The sequence below is a fragment of the Flavobacterium poyangense genome (genome assembly GCF_011751075.1).
Classification (GTDB): Bacteria; Bacteroidota; Bacteroidia; order Flavobacteriales; family Flavobacteriaceae; genus Flavobacterium; species Flavobacterium poyangense.
This window is the reverse complement of record NZ_JAALLN010000001.1, coordinates 520,429-541,811: the sequence shown is the minus strand read 5'-3', so window position 1 is coordinate 541,811 and position 21,383 is coordinate 520,429. Positions and strand designations below refer to the sequence as shown.

The following is a 21,383-nucleotide window of genomic DNA, read 5'->3' as shown; positions in this document are numbered from 1 at the left end:
TTTTGTATGATTTTTCTTTATAAATTTAATGTTTTTTAATTGATTTAAACTAATAATAGAGTATAAAGTTTTATTTGAATTGAAATTTTATGGCGTTAAAAAGACATTTTAAGTTTACAAATCGGCAGCGAACCGGTTTTTTGTTGCTTTTTTTGGTGATTATAGGATTACAGCTGATTTACTTTTTGGTGAACTTCACTGCAGTTGAAAATATACTTCCGGAAAAAGAACAATGGATGTCTTTGCAGACTGAAATTGATTCTTTAAAAAAGGAAAGATTCAAGAATAAACGACAAGTTTATTTGTTCAATCCTAATTATATCTCAGATTATAAAGGTTATAAATTGGGTATGTCGGTTCAGGAGATCGATAGATTAATAGCTTTTCGAAAAGAAAACAAATATGTAAACTCTGCCGAAGAGTTTCAGCAGGTCACCAAAATATCGGATTCATTATTAAATAGTATTTCGCCACTTTTTAAATTTCCGGAATGGACGAACAATAAAAAAAGAGTTGCTGAGAATAAGTATGACTTTAAAGCGAATAAAAAAACGGCCAATCTATCTTTTGTTAAAAAAGAGAAGAATATTGTAATGGATATTAATGTAGCGACTCAGGAAGATTTAGTTAAGATTTACGGAGTGGGTGAAGCATTGTCACTGCGAATACTCAAGCATAAAGAAATCTTAGGCGGTTTTGTTTCAATGGAACAATTAAAGGAGGTTTGGGGACTTTCGCCGGAGGTTATTTATGAATTGAATGCGCATTTTAAGATTTTCGAACTCCCGAATTTTAAAAAGATTGCAATAAATGAGGCTACTTTAAAAGAATTATCCCGGTTTCCTTATTTTAAATATGCATTGGCAAAACAAGTCATTACCTATAGGAGTATGAATGGAGATTTTAAGAATATTGAGGATTTAGCAAAAATTAAAGGTTTTCCTGTTGATAAAGCAAAAATAATTAGTTTATATTTGGAGTTCTAAAAATAAACTAACCAACAATGAACTTTGATTATAACGAAACACAATTAATGATTGCGCAATCGATAAAAGAATTTGCGGACAAAAAGATCAGGCCAAACATAATGGAATGGGATGAATCGCAAATTTTTCCTGTTGCCTTATTTAAAGAATTAGGAGAAATGGGATTTATGGGCGTTTTAGTTCCCGAAGAGTACGGAGGAAGTGGCTTAGGGTATCATGAGTATATTACCGTGGTAGAGGAAATTTCAAAAGTAGATCCTTCTATTGGCTTATCCGTTGCCGCTCATAATTCTTTATGCACAAATCATATTCTAACTTTTGGGAATGAAGAGCAAAAGAAAAAATGGTTGCCAAAACTGGCAACTGCAGAATTTATCGGTGCCTGGGGTTTAACAGAACACAATACGGGTTCTGATGCCGGAGGAATGAATACCACTGCGGTCAAAGATGGAGATTTTTGGGTAGTAAATGGTGCTAAAAACTTTATCACACATGCTATTTCAGGAGATGTTGCCGTTGTGATTGTTCGCACCGGAGAAAAAGGCGATTCAAAAGGAATGACAGCTTTTGTCTTTGAAAAAGGAATGCCTGGATTTACATCCGGTAAAAAAGAAAATAAATTAGGAATGCGTGCCAGTGAGACAGCTGAACTGGTTTTTGATAATTGTCGTGTTCCCGATGCCAACAGATTAGGAGAAGTTGGACAGGGTTTTATTCAGGCAATGAAAATATTAGATGGCGGTAGAATTTCTATCGGAGCTTTATCTCTTGGGATTTCGAAAGGAGCTTATGAAGCGGCATTAAAATATTCAAAAGAAAGACAGCAGTTTGGGCAACCTATTAGTAGTTTTCAGGGCATATCGTTTAAATTAGCTGATATGGCAACAGAAATTGAAGCTTCGGAATTGTTGTTGCATAAAGCAGCTTTCTTAAAGCAGCAGCACAAACCGGTTACTACAAGTGGAGCTATGGCAAAAATGTATGCATCGGAAGCTTGTGTGAAAATCGCAAACGAAGCCGTGCAGATTCACGGGGGCTACGGCTACACGAAAGATTTTCCTGTTGAGAAATTCTATCGTGACTCTAAATTATGTACGATAGGAGAAGGAACTACCGAAATTCAGAAAGTAGTAATTTCAAGAAACTTGTTGAAAGAGTAACGTGGTAACTGTAAAATGTAGATTGTAAAATGTAGATTGTAAAAAGTAAAAAGTAAAATGTGATTGGACTAGGTCTTGTTTTTTTACATCTCACATTTCACATTTCACATTTCACATTTCACATTTTGATAAAAAAAATGTAATTCTATAGTCTTTATTTAAAAAATAATAATTACTTTTGCAGCCTTAACGAGAGGAGGTGTCAATATTATGTTAATTATACCAATTAAAGACGGAGAAAATATCGATAGAGCATTAAAGCGCTATAAAAGAAAATTTGATAAAACAGGAACTGTTCGTCAATTAAGAGCACGTACTGCTTTTATTAAGCCTTCTGTAATCAAAAGAGCTCAAATTCAAAAAGCGGCTTACATTCAAAACATGAAAGATAGTTTAGAAAGTTAGTAGTAGCTTGTTAAAATAATTACCGTTAGCGATCAAAAATTGTATTTTTGATGCTAACGGTTTTTTTTTTATGCCTAATTTTGAGGTCTCCTTCGGCTTCGCTCAGGGTGACAATGAGGGTTGTTTTTCGGCTTTGTTCAGGATGACATTGAGTATTGATTTGCATTTTTTGGAATTTGTCCTTCGGCTTCGCTTAGGATGACATTGGATGTTGCTCTTCGACTTCGCTCAGAGTGACAATGAGGGTTGTCCTTCGGCTTCGCTTAGGATGACATTGGGTGTTGATTTGCGTTTTTGGAATTTGGGATTTTTAAATTTGGGATTTTAAGTTTTAGTTTGGTTTTGGTGGGGAGTAAATTGATTTTTTATGAAAACAAATAAAGAAGCATTTCGGGATTATCTGCAATTAGAGAAGAAGTATTCTCTTCATACGGTTAATGCTTATTTGAGTGATATTTTGTTTTTTGAAACGTTTAATAAATTTCACTTTGAGCAAGAGGGTGTGGAGCAGGTTAATTATAGTCAAATCAGGAGTTGGATCGTTTCTCTGGTGGATGAGGGTGTTTCTAATGTTTCTGTCAATAGGAAGATGGCTTCTTTGAGGGCTTTTTATAGGTTTCTTTTAAAGACAAAACAAATAGAGGTGAATCCGATGTTGAAGCATAAGGCTTTGAAGACGCCTAAAATTGTTCAAATTCCGTTTTCGGAAAAAGAATTGGTTGATTTGATGCAGGAGGTGGGGAGTCCGATTGGTTTTGAAGAGGTGAGGGATAAGCTTGTTGTGGAGATGTTTTATGCGACTGGAATCAGAAGGGCGGAACTGATTAATTTGAGGATTTATAATGTTGATTTGTCTTCGGGTGTGGTTAAGGTTTTGGGAAAAAGAAATAAAGAACGTATAATTCCGATTATTCCTGTTGTTTTAGAACAGTTTGAGGTGTATTTGAAGGAAAGATCTTCTGTTGAGGGAATAGTGGATAAAGATTATTTTTTTATTTCGAGGAAAGGGTTAAAATTGAGTGAATCTTTTGTGTATCGTTTAATAAATTCATACTTTAGTAGGGTCTCTGAAAAGGTGAAAAAAAGTCCACATGTCCTCAGGCATACTTTCGCGACTCACTTATTAAATAACGGAGCAGATTTGAATTCAGTTAAAGAATTATTAGGGCATTCTAGTTTGGCGTCTACGCAGGTTTATACTCATAACAGTTTGGCAGAGTTAAAAAAAATGTATGGCGAAGCGCATCCGAGAAATAAATAGTAGTTCTTAAGTGTTTAACCCTAAAATTTATATTATGAAGGTAGATGTTCATGCAGTTAACTTCACTGTTGACAGAAAATTGGTAGATTTTATTCAGGAAAGAATGGATAAGTTGGAAAAATACTACGATCGAGTGGTTTCGGCAGATGTTTTTTTAAAAGTGGAAAGAACAAGTGATAAGGAGAATAAGGTGGTGGAGATAAAGATTAATGTTCCTGGGGATGATTTTTTGGTTAAAAAACAGTGTAAAACGTTTGAAGAAGCGGTTGAGCTTTCGGCGGAATCTTTAGAGCGATTGCTTGTAAAAAGGAAAGAAAAAATAAGAACACATATATAATTGAAAATTTTTTCAAAAAATGCTTTGATTAAAGGATAATTTAGCTACATTTGCAGTCCGTTAGAAATAGCGGACTTTTTTAATGAGTTTGCCAGCGTAGCTCAGTTGGCTAGAGCAGCTGATTTGTAATCAGCAGGTCGTGGGTTCGAGTCCCTCCGCCGGCTCAAAAAAAGGTTTCAAATGCGATTTGAAACAGGTTCTTTTAAAGAATGGAATAAAAAACAAAATTTTAAGATTTGTTGATTGATTTTAGAGGAATCTAAAATCAATAATCTGAAATCTAAAATTGTTTTGGGGAGATACTCAAGCGGCCAACGAGGGCAGACTGTAAATCTGCTGTGTGAACTTCGCAGGTTCGAATCCTGCTCTCCCCACAAGAAAAGAAGTTAAGGTTTTGGGCTGTAGGTTTTGGATTTTAAAAATCTGAAATCTAAATTCAAAAATCTAAAATCAGAACTCTCTGCCGACTTAGCTCAGGGGTAGAGTGCTTCCTTGGTAAGGAAGAGGTCACGGGTTCAAATCCCGTAGTTGGCTCAAGTAAGTAGGAAATTGAAAATTAATATATAACTAAGATTAAAAATTAAGTAAAATGGCAAAGGAGAATTTTAATCGTTCCAAACCGCACTTAAACATAGGTACAATTGGACACGTAGATCACGGAAAAACTACATTAACTGCAGCAATTACAAAAGTATTGTCTGACGCTGGTTACTGTCAAGCTAAATCGTTTGATCAAATCGATAACGCTCCAGAGGAGAAAGAAAGAGGTATTACTATTAATACATCACACGTAGAGTATGAAACAGCTAACCGTCACTACGCTCACGTTGACTGTCCAGGTCACGCGGATTACGTAAAGAACATGGTTACTGGAGCTGCTCAAATGGACGGAGCTATCTTAGTAGTTGCTGCTACAGATGGTCCAATGCCACAAACTCGTGAGCACATCCTTTTAGGTCGTCAGGTTGGTATTCCAAGAATCGTTGTTTTCATGAACAAAGTGGATATGGTTGATGATGCTGAGTTGTTAGAGCTTGTTGAAATGGAAATTAGAGATTTATTATCTTTCTACGAATATGATGGAGATAATGGTCCTGTTGTTCAAGGTTCTGCTTTAGGTGGATTGAACAATGATCCAAACTGGGTTCCTAAAATTATTGAATTAATGGAAGCTGTTGATGCTTGGATCGAAGAGCCAGTACGTGACGTAGCTAAGCCATTCTTGATGCCAGTTGAGGACGTATTTACAATTACAGGTCGTGGAACTGTTGCTACAGGTCGTATCGAAACTGGAGTTGCTAACACTGGAGATCCTGTTGAAATCATTGGTATGGGAGCTGAAAAATTAACTTCTACTATTACAGGAGTTGAGATGTTCCGTAAAATCCTTGATAGAGGTGAAGCTGGAGATAACGTAGGTTTATTGTTAAGAGGTATTGATAAAGCTGATATCAAAAGAGGTATGGTTATTATTAAGCCAGGTTCAGTAAAACCACACGCTCAATTCAAAGCTGAGGTTTATATCTTGAAAAAAGAAGAAGGTGGACGTCATACTCCATTCCACAATAACTACCGTCCACAGTTCTACGTACGTACAACTGACGTAACAGGAGTTATTACTTTACCAGAAGGAGTAGAGATGGTAATGCCAGGAGACAACTTGACTATCAATGTTGCTTTGTTAAGCCCAATCGCTATGAACGTAGGTTTACGTTTTGCTATCCGTGAAGGTGGTAGAACTGTAGGTGCTGGACAGGTTACTGAAATTGTAGAGTAATTCTATTATAATAAAAGAAAAGCCAGTTGATTTTCTTAACTGATATCACTGGCTTTTAATTACGGGCGTAGTTCAAGGGTAGAATAGCGGTCTCCAAAACCGTTGATGGGGGTTCGAATCCCTCCGCCCGTGCAATAAAAAAATATATCAAATGACAAAAGTTACGAATTATTTATCAGAGGCTTTCGAAGAGTTAAAGTCAAATGTTACTTGGCCGGCTTGGGCTGAGGTTCAGAAATTGACAATTGTTGTGGCTGTATTTTCGATACTGTTTGCTTTGGCAACATGGGGAACAGACGAATTTTTTGCAAAAGCTTTAGCTGGATTTTTTAACTGGTTAAAAGGATAATTTTTTTGTGATGGCAGATAATAATGTGAAAAAATGGTATGTAGTTAGAGCGGTAAGCGGACAAGAAAATAAAGTCAAAGCTTATATCGAAACTGAGATTGCCAGATTAGGTATGGGTGATTATGTTTCCCAAGTTTTAGTACCTACAGAAAAAGTAGTTACTGTAAAAGAAGGAAAGAAAATGTCTAAGGATAAAGTGTATTTCCCTGGATATGTTATGATCGAAGCTAACTTGGTTGGTGAGATACCTCATATTATTAAGTCAATTACTAGTGTAATTGGTTTTTTAGGAGAGATCAAAGGGGGCGAGCCAGTTCCGTTGAGACTTTCTGAAGTAAATCGTATGTTAGGAAAAGTAGATGAGCTTGCTGTAAATACAGATACTCGTGCAATTCCGTTCAACTTAGGAGAAACTGTTAAGGTGATCGATGGTCCTTTTAACGGATTTAACGGTACAGTTGAGAAAATAAACGAAGAAAAGCGTAAACTTGAAGTAATGGTTAAGATTTTCGGAAGAAAAACACCATTAGAATTGAGTTTTATGCAAGTTGAAAAAGTATAATTTTTGTTACATCTATAATAACCACTATAATCGCTTCCAATGATTATAGTGTTAAATTTTTTAAAAAATGGCTAAAGAAATTAGTAAGGTAGTTAAACTACAAGTTAAGGGAGGTGCTGCGAACCCGTCGCCACCGGTTGGACCTGCTTTAGGAGCTGCTGGGGTTAATATCATGGAGTTCTGTAAGCAGTTCAATGCTAGAACACAAGATAAACCTGGCAAAATATGCCCAGTACAAATTACTGTGTATAAAGACAAATCATTTGATTTTGTTGTAAAAACTCCTCCAGCTGCTGTCCAATTATTGGAAGCTGCAAAGCTAAAGTCTGGATCAGGTGAACCAAATCGTAAAAAAGTAGCTAGTGTTACTTGGGACGTTATCAAAGCAATTGCTGAAGATAAAATGGTAGACTTAAATGCATTCACAATCGAAGCTGCAATGAGCATGATTGCTGGAACTGCTAGGTCTATGGGTATAACTGTATCAGGAGATGCTCCTTTTTAATTAAGAGAAAGAAATGGCAAAATTAACAAAAAAGCAAAAAGAGGCTGCTTCAAAAATTGAAAAGAACAAGCTATACACTTTGAAAGATGCTGCTGCATTGATTAAAGTTGTTGCTTCTGCAAAATTTGATGAGTCTGTTGATATCGCAGTTCGTTTGGGTGTTGATCCAAGAAAAGCGAATCAAATGGTTAGAGGTGTAGTTACTTTACCTCACGGAACTGGTAAAGACGTTAAAGTATTAGCATTAGTTACTCCAGATAAAGAAGCGGAAGCTAAAGAAGCTGGAGCTGATTATGTAGGTCTTGACGATTATTTACAAAAAATTAAAGATGGTTGGACAGATGTTGATGTGATCATCACTGTACCGGCTGTTATGGGTAAATTAGGTCCATTAGGTCGTATTTTAGGACCTAGAGGTTTAATGCCAAACCCTAAAACAGGTACTGTAACTATGGATGTTGCAAAAGCTGTTGCAGAGGTTAAAGCTGGTAAAATTGACTTTAAAGTTGACAAAACTGGTATCGTACATGCAGGAATTGGTAAAGTTTCTTTTGGAGCTGAGCAAATTTATGACAATGCACACGAAATTATTCAAACATTAATCAAACTTAAACCAACTGCTGCTAAAGGTACCTATATTAAAGGTATTCACCTTACAAGCACTATGAGTCCTGCAATTGCATTGGACCCTAAAGCAGTATAATTGGTAGTTAATAATTTTTAGTATGACTAGAGAAGAAAAATCAATCGCGATTGAAGATTTAACTGCGCAGTTAGCTGGTACAAATATTATTTATGTATCTGATATTTCTGGATTAAATGCAGAAACAACTTCAAACTTGAGAAGAGCTTGTTTTAAAGCAGGTATAAAATTAGAGGTTGTAAAAAACACTTTGCTTGCAAAAGCAATGGAAGCTTCTGCAAATGACTATGGTGATTTACCTTCAGTATTGACTGGTAACAGCGCTATCTTTATTTCAGATGTTGCAAATGCACCTGGAAAAATAATTAAAGATTTCAGAAAAAAATCAGCTAAACCTGTATTAAAAGGAGCTTACATCAATTCTGAAATTTACATTGGAGACGATCAATTAGATGCATTAGCAACTATTAAATCTAAAGAAGAACTTCTTGGAGAGCTTATCGGATTGTTACAATCACCAGCTCAAAGAATTATTTCAGCTCTTCAAAACAAATTTGCTGGAGAAGAAGCAGCAACTGAAGAAGCGTAATACAAAAGACAGTTATTGTCTTCTGTGTTCCTAAAATTCGCACACACAAATAAATTATAATTTTACAAATCATTTTAAACGATAGAAAAAATGGCAGATTTGAAACAATTCGCAGAACAATTAGTTAACCTAACAGTTAAAGAAGTTAACGAATTAGCAACAATATTAAAAGATGAGTATGGTATCGAACCTGCTGCTGCAGCGGTTGTAGTTGCTGCTGGTGGTGGAGAAGGTGCTGCTGAAGAAGCACAAACTGAATTTACAGTAGTATTAAAAGAAGCTGGAGCTTCTAAATTAGCTGTTGTAAAATTAGTTAAAGAACTTACAGGTTTAGGTCTTAAAGAAGCTAAAGATGTAGTTGACGGTGCTCCAAGTAACGTTAAAGAAGGTGTTTCTAAAGAAGAGGCTGAAGGTCTTAAAAAATCATTAGAAGAAGCTGGAGCTGTAGTTGAACTTAAATAAGTTCACTCGGTTTTAAGAACTAGGTTTAGGTCTTGAGTCAAAACTCAAAGGCCTAAACCATTTTTCGTATAATAAAATATATCAAGTTTTATTATCAAATAGTTTAAAATACGAAAAAGTTTTTGATCAATACGAAGAAAAAAAATGCAACCGCATTCTGTTGGTTTATTTTTAAAGATGTGTTGATTACAATAAGAAAGTATACATTAAACAGTGTGTTTTACACAAAAAACTACTTTTTTTTAATCAAAATTTTGTTCATTGATGATAACAAATCAGACTGAAAGATTGAATTTTGCCTCTACAAAAAATATTCCTGACTATCCGGATTTTCTAGATGTACAGGTTAAATCTTTTAAAGATTTCTTCCAATTGGAAACGAAATCTGACGAAAGAGGCAACGAAGGGTTATACAACACCTTCATGGAAAACTTTCCAATTACAGATACAAGAAATAACTTTGTATTGGAGTTCCTGGATTATTTTGTAGACCCGCCACGTTATACAATTCAAGAATGTATAGAGAGAGGACTTACGTATAGTGTGCCTTTAAAAGCCAGGTTAAAACTATACTGTACAGATCCGGAACACGAAGATTTTGAAACTATTGTACAAGATGTTTATCTTGGAACAATTCCTTACATGACACCAAGTGGTACCTTTGTAATTAATGGTGCTGAGCGTGTAGTAGTATCTCAGCTACACCGTTCTCCTGGGGTTTTCTTTGGACAATCATTCCATGCTAATGGAACAAAATTATATTCTGCCAGAGTAATTCCTTTTAAAGGATCTTGGATAGAATTTTCTACCGATATCAACAGCGTAATGTATGCGTATATCGATAGAAAGAAAAAATTACCGGTAACTACTTTATTCCGTGCAATCGGATTCGAAAGAGATAAGGATATCCTTGAGATTTTCGACCTTGCTGAAGAAATTAAAGTTTCTAAAACAGGTATCAAAAAGTATATTGGAAGAAGACTTGCTGCACGTGTATTGAATACATGGCATGAGGATTTCGTTGATGAAGATACCGGTGAGGTAGTTTCTATCGAACGTAACGAAATCATCCTTGATCGTGATACTATTATCGACAAAGATAATGTGGAAGAGATCATTGATTCTAACGTTAAATCTATTTTGTTACACAAAGAGGATAACAATCAGGCTGACTATGCTATTATCCACAACACGTTACAAAAAGATCCAACAAACTCTGAAAAAGAAGCTGTTGAGCACATTTACCGTCAGTTGCGTAACGCTGAACCGCCTGATGAGGAAACGGCTCGTGGTATTATAGATAAATTGTTCTTCTCTGACCAACGTTACAACTTAGGTGAAGTAGGTCGTTACAGAATGAACAAAAAGTTAGATTTAGATATCCCTATGGATAAGCAAGTGCTTACTAAAGAGGATATCATTACAATCGTAAAATATTTGATCGAATTGATCAACTCTAAAGCAGAGATTGACGATATTGATCACTTATCTAACCGTCGTGTTAGAACAGTTGGAGAACAATTGTCTCAACAATTCGGTGTAGGTTTAGCACGTATGGCTAGAACTATTAGAGAGCGTATGAACGTTAGAGATAACGAGGTGTTTACACCAATCGATTTGATCAATGCTAAAACATTATCATCGGTTATCAACTCTTTCTTTGGAACAAACCAGTTGTCTCAATTTATGGATCAAACGAATCCACTAGCTGAGATTACACACAAAAGAAGATTATCTGCACTTGGACCAGGTGGACTTTCGAGAGAGAGAGCCGGTTTCGAGGTTCGTGACGTTCACTACACACACTATGGTCGTTTATGTCCGATTGAAACTCCTGAGGGACCAAACATTGGTTTGATCTCTTCTCTTGGTGTTTATGCAAAAGTTAACGGAATGGGTTTCATCGAAACTCCTTACCGTAAAGTTACTGAAGGTGTAGTTGATTTAGATAGTACTCCAATTTATTTGAGTGCTGAAGAAGAAGAAGGAAAAATGATTGCTCAGGCAAACATTGAAATGGATGCTACAGGTAAAATTACAGCAAGCAATGTTATTGCTCGTGAGGAGGGTGACTTCCCGGTTGTTGAGCCATCTTCAGTTCATTATACAGACGTTGCTCCTAACCAGATTGCTTCGATTTCTGCTTCATTGATTCCTTTCTTGGAACATGATGATGCGAACCGTGCGTTGATGGGATCTAACATGATGCGTCAGGCGGTTCCTTTGATCCGTCCGGAAGCACCAATTGTTGGTACAGGTTTAGAGCGTCAGGTAGCTTCAGATTCAAGAGTATTGATTAATGCTGAGGGAGATGGAACTGTAGAATACGTAGATGCTAACATCATTACTATCAAATACGACCGTACTGAAGATGAAAGAATGGTAAGTTTTGATGCTGATGAGAAAACGTATAACTTAATTAAATTTAGAAAAACCAATCAAGGTACAAGTATTAACCTGAAACCAATCGTAAGAAAAGGAGACAGAGTAGCACTTGGACAGGTATTATCAGAAGGATATGCTACTCAAAATGGTGAATTAGCTTTAGGTAGAAACTTAAAAGTTGCGTTCATGCCATGGAAAGGGTATAACTTTGAGGATGCGATTGTAATTTCTGAAAAAGTAGTTCGTGATGATATTTTTACTTCTATCCACGTTGATGATTATTCATTAGAGGTTAGAGATACGAAGTTAGGAAATGAAGAGTTAACAAACGATATTCCTAACGTTTCTGAAGAAGCTACTAAAGATTTAGATGAAAACGGTATGATCAGAATTGGAGCAGAGGTTAAACCTGGCGACATTTTGATCGGAAAAATTACACCAAAAGGAGAATCTGATCCAACTCCGGAAGAGAAATTGCTTCGTGCAATCTTCGGGGATAAAGCGGGAGATGTAAAAGATGCTTCATTAAAAGCTTCTCCATCTTTACATGGTGTAGTTCTTGACAAAAAATTATTTGCAAGAGCCGTAAAAGATAAACGTAAACGTACTCAGGATAAAGATGCTTTAGGCGCTTTAGAAATGGAGTTTGAAACTAAATTTGTTGAATTAAAAGACAGATTGGTTGAAAAATTATTCCTGATCGTTAACGGAAAAACATCTCAAGGGGTAATGAATGATTTGGGTGAAGAAGTTTTACCAAAAGGTAAAAAATATACTCAAAAAATGCTTTACGCAGTAGAAGATTTTGCTCACTTAAGCAAAGGTCAATGGGTTGCTGATGATGCTACTAATAAAATGGTTAATGATTTGATTCATAACTATAAAATTAAGTTAAACGACTTACAAGGATCTTTAAGAAGAGAAAAATTCACTATTACAGTTGGAGATGAATTACCATCTGGAATCTTGAAATTAGCTAAGATTTACATTGCTAAAAAACGTAAATTGAAAGTTGGGGATAAGATGGCAGGACGTCACGGTAACAAAGGTATTGTTGCAAGAATCGTTCGTCATGAAGATATGCCTTTCCTTGAAGACGGAACACCGGTAGATATCGTATTGAATCCACTTGGGGTACCTTCACGTATGAACATTGGTCAGATTTATGAAACTGTTCTTGGATGGGCCGGTATGAACTTGGGTAGAAAATTTGCTACTCCAATTTTTGACGGTGCTTCTCTTGATCAAATTAATGCTTTGACTGATGAGGCGGGAGTACCACGTTTCGGACATACGCACCTTTATGATGGTGGTACTGGAGAGCGTTTTGCACAAAAAGCGACTGTGGGTGTAATTTACATGCTTAAATTAGGACACATGGTTGATGATAAGATGCACGCACGTTCTATCGGACCATACTCATTGATTACGCAACAACCTCTTGGAGGTAAAGCGCAATTCGGAGGTCAGCGTTTTGGAGAGATGGAGGTTTGGGCACTTGAGGCTTATGGAGCATCAAGTACTCTTAGAGAAATCTTAACGGTTAAATCTGATGACGTTATTGGTAGAGCTAAAACTTACGAAGCTATCGTTAAGGGAGAGACTATGCCGGAACCAGGTTTACCGGAATCATTCAACGTATTAATGCACGAATTGAAAGGTCTGGGACTAGATCTTCGATTAGAAGAATAAGAAGTATTAAGCAGTTTTCAGTTTTCGGATAGCAATATCTGAAAACTGATTACTCATTTATAAAAGTTTTTAAGATTTATACCCGTAACCCGTTCCGATTTTTTATACAAATGCGAGGCATTTTATAACTAGCGCTTCAAATTAGGTTTTGAAGTTTAGAGAAGTAACCCGAGGCAGCGTTTAAGTCGAAAGTTTGAAAGTCCGGAATAAAGAGTCATTTGTGACTTTAAAAACTGTATGACATTCAGCTTTAGACTAAAATAAAATCAATTTTTAACAGCAAATAAATCAATAGTAAAAACTATGATGAATAATAGAAACAATAATAAAGATAAAAATCAGGTAAAAAGATTTAACAAAATCTCTATCGGATTGGCTTCACCGGAATCTATCTTGAAAGAATCAAGAGGAGAGGTTTTAAAGCCGGAAACAATTAACTACAGAACTCACAAACCGGAAAGAGACGGACTTTTCTGCGAAAGAATCTTCGGACCTGTAAAGGATTTTGAGTGTGCTTGTGGTAAATATAAAAGAATTCGTTACAAAGGGATCATCTGTGACCGTTGTGGTGTTGAAGTTACTGAGAAAAAAGTACGTCGTGACAGAGTAGGACACATCAACCTTGTTGTGCCAATTGCTCATATCTGGTATTTCCGTTCTCTTCCAAACAAAATTGGTTATATCCTTGGTCTTCCATCTAAGAAATTAGATATGATCATTTACTACGAAAGATACGTAGTAATCCAGGCTGGTATTGCTAAAAATGCAGATGGAGAATCTTTACAAAGATTAGATTTCTTAACTGAAGAAGAATATTTAAATATTTTAGATACGCTTCCACAAGAAAATCTATATTTAGATGATATGGATCCTAATAAATTTGTTGCCAAAATGGGAGCAGAATGTATTATGGATTTATTAGCTCGTATTGACTTAGATGAGTTATCTTACCAACTAAGACACAGTGCTAATAACGAAACATCTAAACAACGTAAAACAGAAGCATTAAAAAGATTACAAGTTGTTGAGTCTTTCCGTGAATCTAACTTAAACCGCGAAAACCGTCCGGAATGGATGATTATGAAAGTGGTTCCTGTTATTCCACCGGAATTACGTCCGCTTGTACCACTTGATGGAGGTCGTTTTGCAACTTCAGATTTAAATGACTTATACCGTCGTGTAATTATCCGTAATAACCGTTTGAAAAGATTAATGGAGATCAAAGCTCCTGAAGTAATCTTAAGAAACGAAAAACGTATGTTGCAGGAATCGGTAGATTCATTATTTGATAACACGCGTAAAGCTTCTGCTGTTAAAACAGAATCAAACAGACCATTAAAATCATTATCTGATTCCTTAAAAGGTAAGCAAGGACGTTTCCGTCAGAACTTACTTGGAAAACGTGTGGATTATTCTGCTCGTTCGGTAATTGTTGTTGGTCCTGAATTAAAATTATTCGAATGCGGATTGCCAAAAGATATGGCATCTGAGTTATACAAACCTTTCGTTATCCGTAAATTGATTGAAAGAGGTATTGTTAAAACAGTAAAATCTGCTAAGAAAATTATAGACAAAAAAGAGCCTGTAGTTTGGGATATTCTTGAAAATGTAATTAAAGGACACCCGGTATTACTTAACCGTGCTCCTACGTTGCACAGACTTGGTATTCAGGCTTTCCAGCCAAAACTTATTGAAGGAAAAGCAATCCAATTGCACCCATTAGTATGTACGGCTTTCAACGCGGATTTTGACGGGGATCAGATGGCAGTTCACTTGCCATTAGGACCAGAGGCTATTTTAGAGGCACAATTATTAATGTTGGCTTCTCACAATATCCTTAACCCTGCAAATGGAGCGCCAATTACGGTACCTTCTCAGGACATGGTCTTGGGTCTATATTATATGACCAAAGAGCGTATTTCTACAGAAGACCACATTATTTTAGGTCAGGATTTAACTTTCTATTCTGCTGAAGAAGTAAATATTGCATTAAACGAAGGAAGATTAGAATTGAATGCTCGTGTGAAAATTAGAGCAAAAGATTTTAATGACGAAGGAGAATTGGTATACAAAATTATCCAAACAACTGCCGGACGTGTATTGTTTAATGAAGTAGTTCCTGAAGCAGCCGGATATATCAATGACGTATTGACTAAGAAAAACCTTAGAGATATTATCGGACACATTTTAAGTGTGACTGATGTACCTACTACAGCTGCTTTCTTGGACAATATGAAAGACATGGGGTATAAATTTGCATTTAGAGGAGGTTTATCATTCTCTTTAGGTGATATTAGAATCCCGGAGCAAAAAACGAAGTTGATTGCAGATGCCAGAGAGCAAGTTGAAGGTATCTCAACAAACTATAACATGGGTCTTATTACCAATAACGAGCGTTACAACCAGGTTATTGACGTATGGACTTCTGCGAATGCACAGCTTACAGAATTAGCAATGAAAAATATTAGAGAAGACCAACAAGGTTTCAACTCTGTATATATGATGCTTGACTCTGGGGCGAGGGGTTCTAAGGAGCAGATTCGTCAGTTAACAGGTATGCGTGGTTTGATGGCTAAACCTAAAAAATCTACTGCCGGTGGTGGTGAGATTATTGAAAACCCGATTCTTTCTAACTTTAAGGAAGGTCTTTCGATCCTTGAATACTTCATTTCTACTCACGGTGCTCGTAAAGGACTTGCGGATACGGCTCTTAAAACAGCTGATGCCGGGTACTTAACAAGAAGGCTTCATGACGTTTCTCAAGATGTTATTGTAAACATCGAAGATTGTGGAACTTTAAGAGGTGTTGAAGTATCTGCTTTGAAGAAAAATGAGGAAATCGTTGAATCTTTAGGAGAAAGAATTTTAGGACGTGTTGCATTGCAGGATGTTATTAATCCTCTTACTAATGAGGTAATAGTTGAATCAGGTCAACAAATCACTGAAGCAATTATGAAAGTGATCGAAGCTTCTCCAATCGAAAGAGTAGAAGTTAGATCTCCATTAACTTGTGAAGCTTTAAAAGGTATTTGTGCTAAATGTTACGGTAGAAACTTAGCTACCGGTAAGATGACACAAAGAGGTGAAGCAGTTGGAGTTATTGCAGCTCAGTCTATTGGTGAGCCAGGTACACAGTTAACACTTCGTACGTTCCACGTTGGAGGGGTTGCAGGAGGTATTTCTGAAGAGTCTAGTATTATTACAAGATTCAACGGTAGACTTGAAATTGAAGATTTAAAAACGGTTAAAGGAGAAGACAGCGAAGGAAATTCAGTTGATATCGTGGTATCACGTTCAACAGAATTAAAATTAGTTGACGAGAAAACCGGAATCGTTTTAAATACACATAATATTCCTTACGGATCTAGTATTTTTGTTAAGGATGGTGAAGCTGTTGCTAAAGGAACTGTAATCTGTAAGTGGGATCCATATAACGGTGTAATTGTTTCTGAATTTACGGGTAAGATTGCTTACGAAGATTTAGAGCAAGGACAATCGTTCATGGTTGAAATCGATGAGCAGACAGGTTTCCAGGAAAAAGTAATTTCTGAGGCAAGAAATAAAAAATTAATTCCAACTTTATTGGTTTACGGTAAAGAAGGTGAATTGATTCGTTCGTATAACTTACCAGTAGGGGCACACTTAATGGTTGAGAACGGAGAGAAAATTAAAGCAGGTAAAGTATTGGTAAAAATCCCACGTCGTTCTTCTAAAGCAGGCGATATTACAGGAGGTCTTCCAAGAATTACAGAGTTGCTTGAGGCTCGTAACCCTTCTAACCCGGCAGTTGTTTCTGAAATCGATGGTGTTGTTTCTTTTGGAAAAATCAAAAGAGGTAACCGTGAGATTGTTATCGAATCTAAATTTGGTGAGATTAAAAAGTATTTAGTTAAACTTTCAAGCCAAATCTTAGTACAAGAAAATGACTTCGTAAGAGCAGGAGTACCATTGTCTGACGGTGCAATTACACCGGATGATATTTTAAGAATTCAAGGACCGGCTGCTGTTCAACAGTACTTGGTAAATGAAATTCAGGAGGTATACCGTTTACAAGGGGTAAAAATTAATGACAAGCACTTTGAGGTAGTTATTCGTCAAATGATGCGTAAAGTAAGAGTTCAAGATCCGGGAGATACTTTATTCTTAGAAGATCAATTGATTCACACTAAAGACTTTATCGTTCAAAATGATAAATTATACGGTATGAAAGTAGTTGAAGATTCAGGAGATTCTGCTGTATTGAAACCAGGTCAGATCATTACACCTCGTGAATTACGTGATGAAAACTCATTGCTTAAACGAAATGATAAAAATCTGGTTGTAGCCAGAGATGTAATTACTGCAACTGCAACACCAGTTTTACAAGGTATTACAAGAGCTTCGCTACAAACTAAATCATTCATCTCTGCTGCTTCTTTCCAGGAAACAACAAAAGTACTTAATGAGGCTGCTGTTGCCGGTAAGGTAGATGATTTAGAAGGATTGAAAGAAAATGTAATTGTTGGACACAGAATCCCTGCCGGAACCGGTATGAGAGAATACGATAATACTATTGTAGGTTCTAAAGACGATTACAATGAAATGATGGCTAATAAAGAAGAATATATTTATTAATTTAGGAAACGAAACTATGAGTAATTCGAATCAACAACAAGAGCAAATTAATATTGAGTTAGATGAAACAATCGCTGAAGGAATTTATTCCAATCTTGCGATTATAAATCACTCTTCATCAGAGTTTGTTTTAGATTTTGTGAGCATTATGCCAGGTATTCCTAAAGCCAAGGTAAAGTCAAGAATTGTACTGACACCACAACATGCTAAAAGATTATTAAAAGCAATTGGTGAAAATATTCATCGTTTTGAAGCAGCCCACGGCGAGATCAAAGAGACGGAACAAGCACCAATACCGCTTAATTTTGGTCCTGCGGGACAAGCATAAATTTTAAAAGCCCCAGTAATGGGGCTTTTTTTATACCATAGATCAAGAGTTATGACAGCGCAGTTTAACTGATTTTTATTACGTTTGTCGAGTAAATTTCTTGTTACGGTTCTATTGTTTTAAATTGCGATTCTTAATAAAAAAAGATTTAATTTTTAGAAGATAAAAACTAAAAAAGGTTGGTTTAATTCAAATTAAAGAAAAGCGCTAGATTATTTATTTAGCGCTTTTTTTATGTTGTATTAAGCTTTTTTAATTGCCTCCTGCTTTAGCTGGAGGTTAAGAATTGATTATTGACAAATAGGCTTTAGCCGAACGCTTAAGAGAGTTCGGCTAAAGCCTTTTTATCTTTCTAGAATTACCTCCAGCTAAAGCAGGAGGCAATTTATTTCGCTGATTATTGTTTTAGGTGGAGGAATATTTTTTTGTAATCTATAATTTTTTACCCTGTAATTGGTTCAGATTGAAAATATTTTTAATCTCCTTCCCAACCTTTTTGTCAAAAATATACTCTATATAAGTAAGTGATTATTTGAGAAGCACTTTAACTTAAAAAAAGTATAGTATGAAAAAGAAATTCACCTTAGAGATAGCGAGCCCTTGTTCTGAAAATTTTGATAAAATGACTGTTAATGCAACTGGTTCATTTTGTGATTCCTGTATGAAAAATGTAATTGATCTGAGCAATAAATCAAATTCGGAAGTCGCTAAATTCATCGCAGGAAATAAAGATAAAAACATTTGCGCGCGACTAAAAACGACACAATTACAAGAAGAATTTGAGCACAATGAAATTTCTAAAATCAATAATTTAAAATATGCCGCCGTAGCCGCATCAGTTTTGTTGACGTCAAATATGGTCGCGCAAGAAAAAACACCAGTTAAAACGGAGGTGAATTGCCCAAAACCAACAGTGCATATGCTTGGTAAGGTGGCTGTTAATCACACTGCTGAAAAGGAAGTTGCGATACTGATAAAAGGAAAACTAACAGAAACAAAAACAAACAAACCGTTTAATGGTGCTACCTATCCAAATTTGACAATTAGTATTAATGGTTTCGAGAGTGCAATAAAAGTAAATCCTGAAACGGGTGCATTTTCTGTTCCGATACGTGTTTTAAAAACAGACAAAACACTTGAGGTTACGATTAAAGGTGGAGATTATTTCCTTTCAAAAACAATTCCTTTTGCTTTTAATTCGGTTAAGAATAAGGTATTGGTGCAGGATATCAGTATTTCGGCAGATGAATTTTTAAAAATTTATATAGCCGGAGGTCTGGGGATTAATTATTCCAATAAAGATAACAAATTAATTCAATAAGCTTTGGGGGAGCTTATGCGGTCTGTGTCTTCGTTGGGGAATAATAGTAGGTCTTGTTTATTAGAATTGGTAAGAGTATATTGTTTATTTCTCACGGAGTCATGGAGTTGCAAATTTATCGTTCACTCTCGCAGTTTTTACTTATAAAAAAGCTTTGCGACTTCGCGACTTTGCGAGCAAAAAAACAGCATCAGTTGCGCAAGCCTTTGCGATCTTTGTGGTTAAATTTTCACGCAAAGTCGCCAAGTCGCCAAGTTTTTATAGAGGTTGGCGTGTTGAGAGGCGGTGGCTAAATGCATCTTATTGAAGGTTAAGCAATAAAAAAGGCAGTCCAAAATTAGACTGCCTTTTTTATTTACTTTGATTAGAGATTAATCAAACTCAGATGTAAAAAATAATTTTACACTTGGATATTTACTCTGTGTCATTTGAATGGTAAAGTCCGAATCGGCTAAAAATACCAGTTGACCATATTTATCATGTGCCAGGAATTTTTGTTTGATACGCTTAAATTCTTTAAACTCTTCATTTTTAGGATCATTAGGTTTTACCCAACAAGCTTTGTGTACCGGGAAGTTTTCATAGGTACATTTTGCACCATATTCGTGTTCTAAACGGTACTGGATTACCTCGTATTGAAGTGCTCCAACGGTTCCGATTACTTTACGATTGTTCATTTCTAAGGTAAACAACTGTGCAACCCCTTCATCCATTAACTGATCAACTCCTTTGTCAAGCTGCTTGGCTTTCATCGGATCAGCATTATTGATGTATCTGAAATGTTCCGGAGAGAAACTTGGAATTCCTTTAAAACTCATGATTTCACCTTCTGTCAAAGTATCACCAATTTTAAAGTTACCTGTATCGTGCAGACCTACGATATCACCCGGATACGATATGTCTACAATTTCTTTTTTCTCAGCAAAAAATGCATTTGGACTCGAGAATTTTAAATTTTTCTTCTGACGAACATGGTAGTACGGTTTGTTTCTTTCGAAAGTACCGGAGACGATTTTAATAAATGCCAGACGATCACGGTGTTTCGGATCCATATTAGCATGGATTTTAAACACAAAACCTGACATTTTTTCTTCTTTCGGGTCAACCAAACGAGTTTCGGAATCTTTTGGTCTTGGAGATGGTGCAATAGCAACAAAACAATCTAAAAGCTCACGAACTCCAAAATTATTTAAGGCAGAACCAAAAAATACAGGTTGGATTTTTCCGTCCAGATAATCCTGACGGTCGAATTTAGGGTAAACTTCGTCAATCAATTCTAATTCTTCACGTAATTTGTCGGCCGGTTTCTGACCGATTATTTTTTCCAGTTCAGGGCTTTGAACGTCTGAGAAAGCAATGGTTTCCTCAATGTTTTTACGGCTGTCTCCACTGAACAGATTGATGTTTTGTTCCCATAAATTGTAAATCCCCTGAAAATCATAACCCATTCCGATTGGGAAACTTAAAGGAGTAACTTTTAGACCCAGTTTTTGTTCTACTTCGTCCATTAAGTCAAAAGCATCTTTACCTTCACGGTCTAATTTGTTGATGAAAACAATCATCGGAATGTTTCGCATTCTACAAACGGCAACTAATTTCTCCGTTTGTTCCTCAACCCCTTTTGCAACGTCGATTACAACAATAACACTGTCAACAGCAGTTAAAGTTCTAAAAGTATCTTCAGCAAAATCCTTGTGACCCGGGGTATCAAGGATGTTGATTTTTTTATCTTTATAATTAAAAGCAAGTACAGAGGTTGAAACCGAAATACCTCTTTGGCGTTCGATTTCCATGAAATCACTCGTTGCTCCTTTTTTAATTTTGTTGTTTTTTACAGCACCAGCCTCTTGAATAGCCCCTCCGAACAATAGTAATTTTTCTGTTAAAGTAGTCTTACCGGCATCGGGATGTGATATAATTCCAAACGTTCTTCTGCGTTGTATTTCTTTTAAAAAGCTCATATTTCGTATAAATAGGTTGCAAAAGTACTATTAATTACGGCTTAAT

General features: G+C 36.0%; 17 protein-coding genes and 4 tRNA genes. 20 read left to right on the top strand and 1 reads right to left on the bottom strand.

The annotated features are described in order from the left end of the window. Positions 1–89: 89 nt before the first annotated feature. The 20 genes from G3A47_RS02225 to G3A47_RS02130 all read left to right on the top strand — a co-directional run bounded on the left by G3A47_RS02225 (position 90) and on the right by G3A47_RS02130 (position 19,376). Positions 90–986 carry a ComEA family DNA-binding protein gene (locus G3A47_RS02225; protein WP_166919991.1) on the top strand — a complete coding sequence of 299 codons (897 nt, stop codon included), beginning with the start codon at positions 90–92 and terminating at the stop codon, positions 984–986. A 17-nt stretch (positions 987–1,003) separates the two neighbouring features. After that, positions 1,004–2,146 carry an acyl-CoA dehydrogenase family protein gene (locus G3A47_RS02220; RefSeq protein WP_166919989.1) on the top strand — a complete coding sequence of 381 codons (1,143 nt, stop codon included), beginning with the start codon at positions 1,004–1,006 and terminating at the stop codon, positions 2,144–2,146. A gap of 210 nt (positions 2,147–2,356) precedes the next feature. Next, complete coding sequence (gene rpsU, locus G3A47_RS02215; protein ID WP_166919987.1) at positions 2,357–2,551, top strand: 30S ribosomal protein S21; 195 nt, start codon at positions 2,357–2,359, stop codon at positions 2,549–2,551. Between the two features lie 367 nt (positions 2,552–2,918). Then, the gene (locus G3A47_RS02210; protein ID WP_166919985.1) at positions 2,919–3,812 is read left to right on the top strand and encodes a tyrosine-type recombinase/integrase; all 894 of its coding nucleotides are present in this window, start codon (positions 2,919–2,921) and stop codon (positions 3,810–3,812) included. Positions 3,813–3,846: 34 nt separating this feature from the next. Further along, positions 3,847–4,149 carry a ribosome hibernation-promoting factor, HPF/YfiA family gene (gene hpf / locus G3A47_RS02205; protein ID WP_166919983.1) on the top strand — a complete coding sequence of 101 codons (303 nt, stop codon included), beginning with the start codon at positions 3,847–3,849 and terminating at the stop codon, positions 4,147–4,149. A 90-nt stretch (positions 4,150–4,239) separates the two neighbouring features. After that, positions 4,240–4,313: transfer RNA gene (locus G3A47_RS02200), tRNA-Thr, on the top strand. A 129-nt stretch (positions 4,314–4,442) separates the two neighbouring features. After that, positions 4,443–4,523: transfer RNA gene (locus G3A47_RS02195), tRNA-Tyr, on the top strand. Between the two features lie 88 nt (positions 4,524–4,611). After that, positions 4,612–4,683 (top strand) — tRNA-Thr (locus tag G3A47_RS02190). A 55-nt stretch (positions 4,684–4,738) separates the two neighbouring features. Continuing rightward, the gene (gene tuf, locus G3A47_RS02185; RefSeq protein ID WP_166919981.1) at positions 4,739–5,926 is read left to right on the top strand and encodes an elongation factor Tu; all 1,188 of its coding nucleotides are present in this window, start codon (positions 4,739–4,741) and stop codon (positions 5,924–5,926) included. 61 nt (positions 5,927–5,987) lie between these two features. Further along, positions 5,988–6,058: transfer RNA gene (locus tag G3A47_RS02180), tRNA-Trp, on the top strand. Positions 6,059–6,077: 19 nt separating this feature from the next. Continuing rightward, positions 6,078–6,275, top strand: coding sequence for a preprotein translocase subunit SecE (gene secE / locus G3A47_RS02175; protein ID WP_047777913.1), 198 nt, complete (start codon positions 6,078–6,080; stop codon positions 6,273–6,275). A 10-nt stretch (positions 6,276–6,285) separates the two neighbouring features. Next, a complete protein-coding gene (gene nusG / locus G3A47_RS02170; RefSeq protein WP_029273444.1) occupies positions 6,286–6,837 on the top strand; it encodes a transcription termination/antitermination protein NusG in 552 nt (183 codons plus the stop codon). Positions 6,838–6,904: 67 nt separating this feature from the next. After that, entirely contained in the window at positions 6,905–7,342 is a 438-nt protein-coding gene (gene rplK, locus G3A47_RS02165; RefSeq protein WP_166919979.1) for a 50S ribosomal protein L11, read from the top strand. A gap of 13 nt (positions 7,343–7,355) precedes the next feature. Beyond that, positions 7,356–8,045, top strand: coding sequence for a 50S ribosomal protein L1 (gene rplA, locus G3A47_RS02160; RefSeq protein ID WP_166919977.1), 690 nt, complete (start codon positions 7,356–7,358; stop codon positions 8,043–8,045). A gap of 22 nt (positions 8,046–8,067) precedes the next feature. Then, positions 8,068–8,574 (top strand): 50S ribosomal protein L10, encoded by a 507-nt coding sequence (gene rplJ, locus G3A47_RS02155; RefSeq protein ID WP_166919975.1) that lies wholly within the window; start codon positions 8,068–8,070, stop codon positions 8,572–8,574. A 90-nt stretch (positions 8,575–8,664) separates the two neighbouring features. Next, positions 8,665–9,036, top strand: coding sequence for a 50S ribosomal protein L7/L12 (rplL, locus tag G3A47_RS02150; RefSeq protein WP_007807437.1), 372 nt, complete (start codon positions 8,665–8,667; stop codon positions 9,034–9,036). Between the two features lie 264 nt (positions 9,037–9,300). After that, a complete protein-coding gene (gene rpoB, locus G3A47_RS02145) occupies positions 9,301–13,113 on the top strand; it encodes a DNA-directed RNA polymerase subunit beta (protein ID WP_166919973.1) in 3,813 nt (1,270 codons plus the stop codon). A 303-nt stretch (positions 13,114–13,416) separates the two neighbouring features. Next, the gene (gene rpoC, locus G3A47_RS02140; protein ID WP_166919971.1) at positions 13,417–17,727 is read left to right on the top strand and encodes a DNA-directed RNA polymerase subunit beta'; all 4,311 of its coding nucleotides are present in this window, start codon (positions 13,417–13,419) and stop codon (positions 17,725–17,727) included. 16 nt (positions 17,728–17,743) lie between these two features. After that, entirely contained in the window at positions 17,744–18,055 is a 312-nt protein-coding gene (locus G3A47_RS02135; RefSeq protein WP_166919969.1) for a DUF3467 domain-containing protein, read from the top strand. A 565-nt stretch (positions 18,056–18,620) separates the two neighbouring features. Then, positions 18,621–19,376 carry a hypothetical protein gene (locus G3A47_RS02130; protein WP_166919967.1) on the top strand — a complete coding sequence of 252 codons (756 nt, stop codon included), beginning with the start codon at positions 18,621–18,623 and terminating at the stop codon, positions 19,374–19,376. A 371-nt stretch (positions 19,377–19,747) separates the two neighbouring features. On the opposite strand, the gene G3A47_RS02125 is transcribed toward G3A47_RS02130, so the two are convergent. After that, positions 19,748–21,337, bottom strand: a complete 1,590-nt coding sequence (locus tag G3A47_RS02125; protein ID WP_166919965.1) for a peptide chain release factor 3 — start codon at positions 21,335–21,337, stop codon at positions 19,748–19,750. Positions 21,338–21,383 lie beyond the last annotated feature (46 nt).

Coding starts and splice junctions, on each gene's coding strand:
- G3A47_RS02130 (WP_166919967.1), top strand. CDS start 18,621: ATGAAAAAGAAATTCACCTTAGAGATAGCGAGCCCTTGTTCTGAAAAT.
- rpoB (WP_166919973.1), top strand. CDS start 9,301: ATGATAACAAATCAGACTGAAAGATTGAATTTTGCCTCTACAAAAAAT.
- nusG (WP_029273444.1), top strand. CDS start 6,286: ATGGCAGATAATAATGTGAAAAAATGGTATGTAGTTAGAGCGGTAAGC.
- rpsU (WP_166919987.1), top strand. CDS start 2,357: ATGTTAATTATACCAATTAAAGACGGAGAAAATATCGATAGAGCATTA.
- secE (WP_047777913.1), top strand. CDS start 6,078: ATGACAAAAGTTACGAATTATTTATCAGAGGCTTTCGAAGAGTTAAAG.
- rplA (WP_166919977.1), top strand. CDS start 7,356: ATGGCAAAATTAACAAAAAAGCAAAAAGAGGCTGCTTCAAAAATTGAA.
- G3A47_RS02135 (WP_166919969.1), top strand. CDS start 17,744: ATGAGTAATTCGAATCAACAACAAGAGCAAATTAATATTGAGTTAGAT.
- rplK (WP_166919979.1), top strand. CDS start 6,905: ATGGCTAAAGAAATTAGTAAGGTAGTTAAACTACAAGTTAAGGGAGGT.
- tuf (WP_166919981.1), top strand. CDS start 4,739: ATGGCAAAGGAGAATTTTAATCGTTCCAAACCGCACTTAAACATAGGT.
- rplJ (WP_166919975.1), top strand. CDS start 8,068: ATGACTAGAGAAGAAAAATCAATCGCGATTGAAGATTTAACTGCGCAG.
- G3A47_RS02125 (WP_166919965.1), bottom strand. CDS start 21,337: ATGAGCTTTTTAAAAGAAATACAACGCAGAAGAACGTTTGGAATTATA.
- rpoC (WP_166919971.1), top strand. CDS start 13,417: ATGATGAATAATAGAAACAATAATAAAGATAAAAATCAGGTAAAAAGA.
- G3A47_RS02210 (WP_166919985.1), top strand. CDS start 2,919: ATGAAAACAAATAAAGAAGCATTTCGGGATTATCTGCAATTAGAGAAG.
- hpf (WP_166919983.1), top strand. CDS start 3,847: ATGAAGGTAGATGTTCATGCAGTTAACTTCACTGTTGACAGAAAATTG.
- rplL (WP_007807437.1), top strand. CDS start 8,665: ATGGCAGATTTGAAACAATTCGCAGAACAATTAGTTAACCTAACAGTT.
- G3A47_RS02225 (WP_166919991.1), top strand. CDS start 90: ATGGCGTTAAAAAGACATTTTAAGTTTACAAATCGGCAGCGAACCGGT.
- G3A47_RS02220 (WP_166919989.1), top strand. CDS start 1,004: ATGAACTTTGATTATAACGAAACACAATTAATGATTGCGCAATCGATA.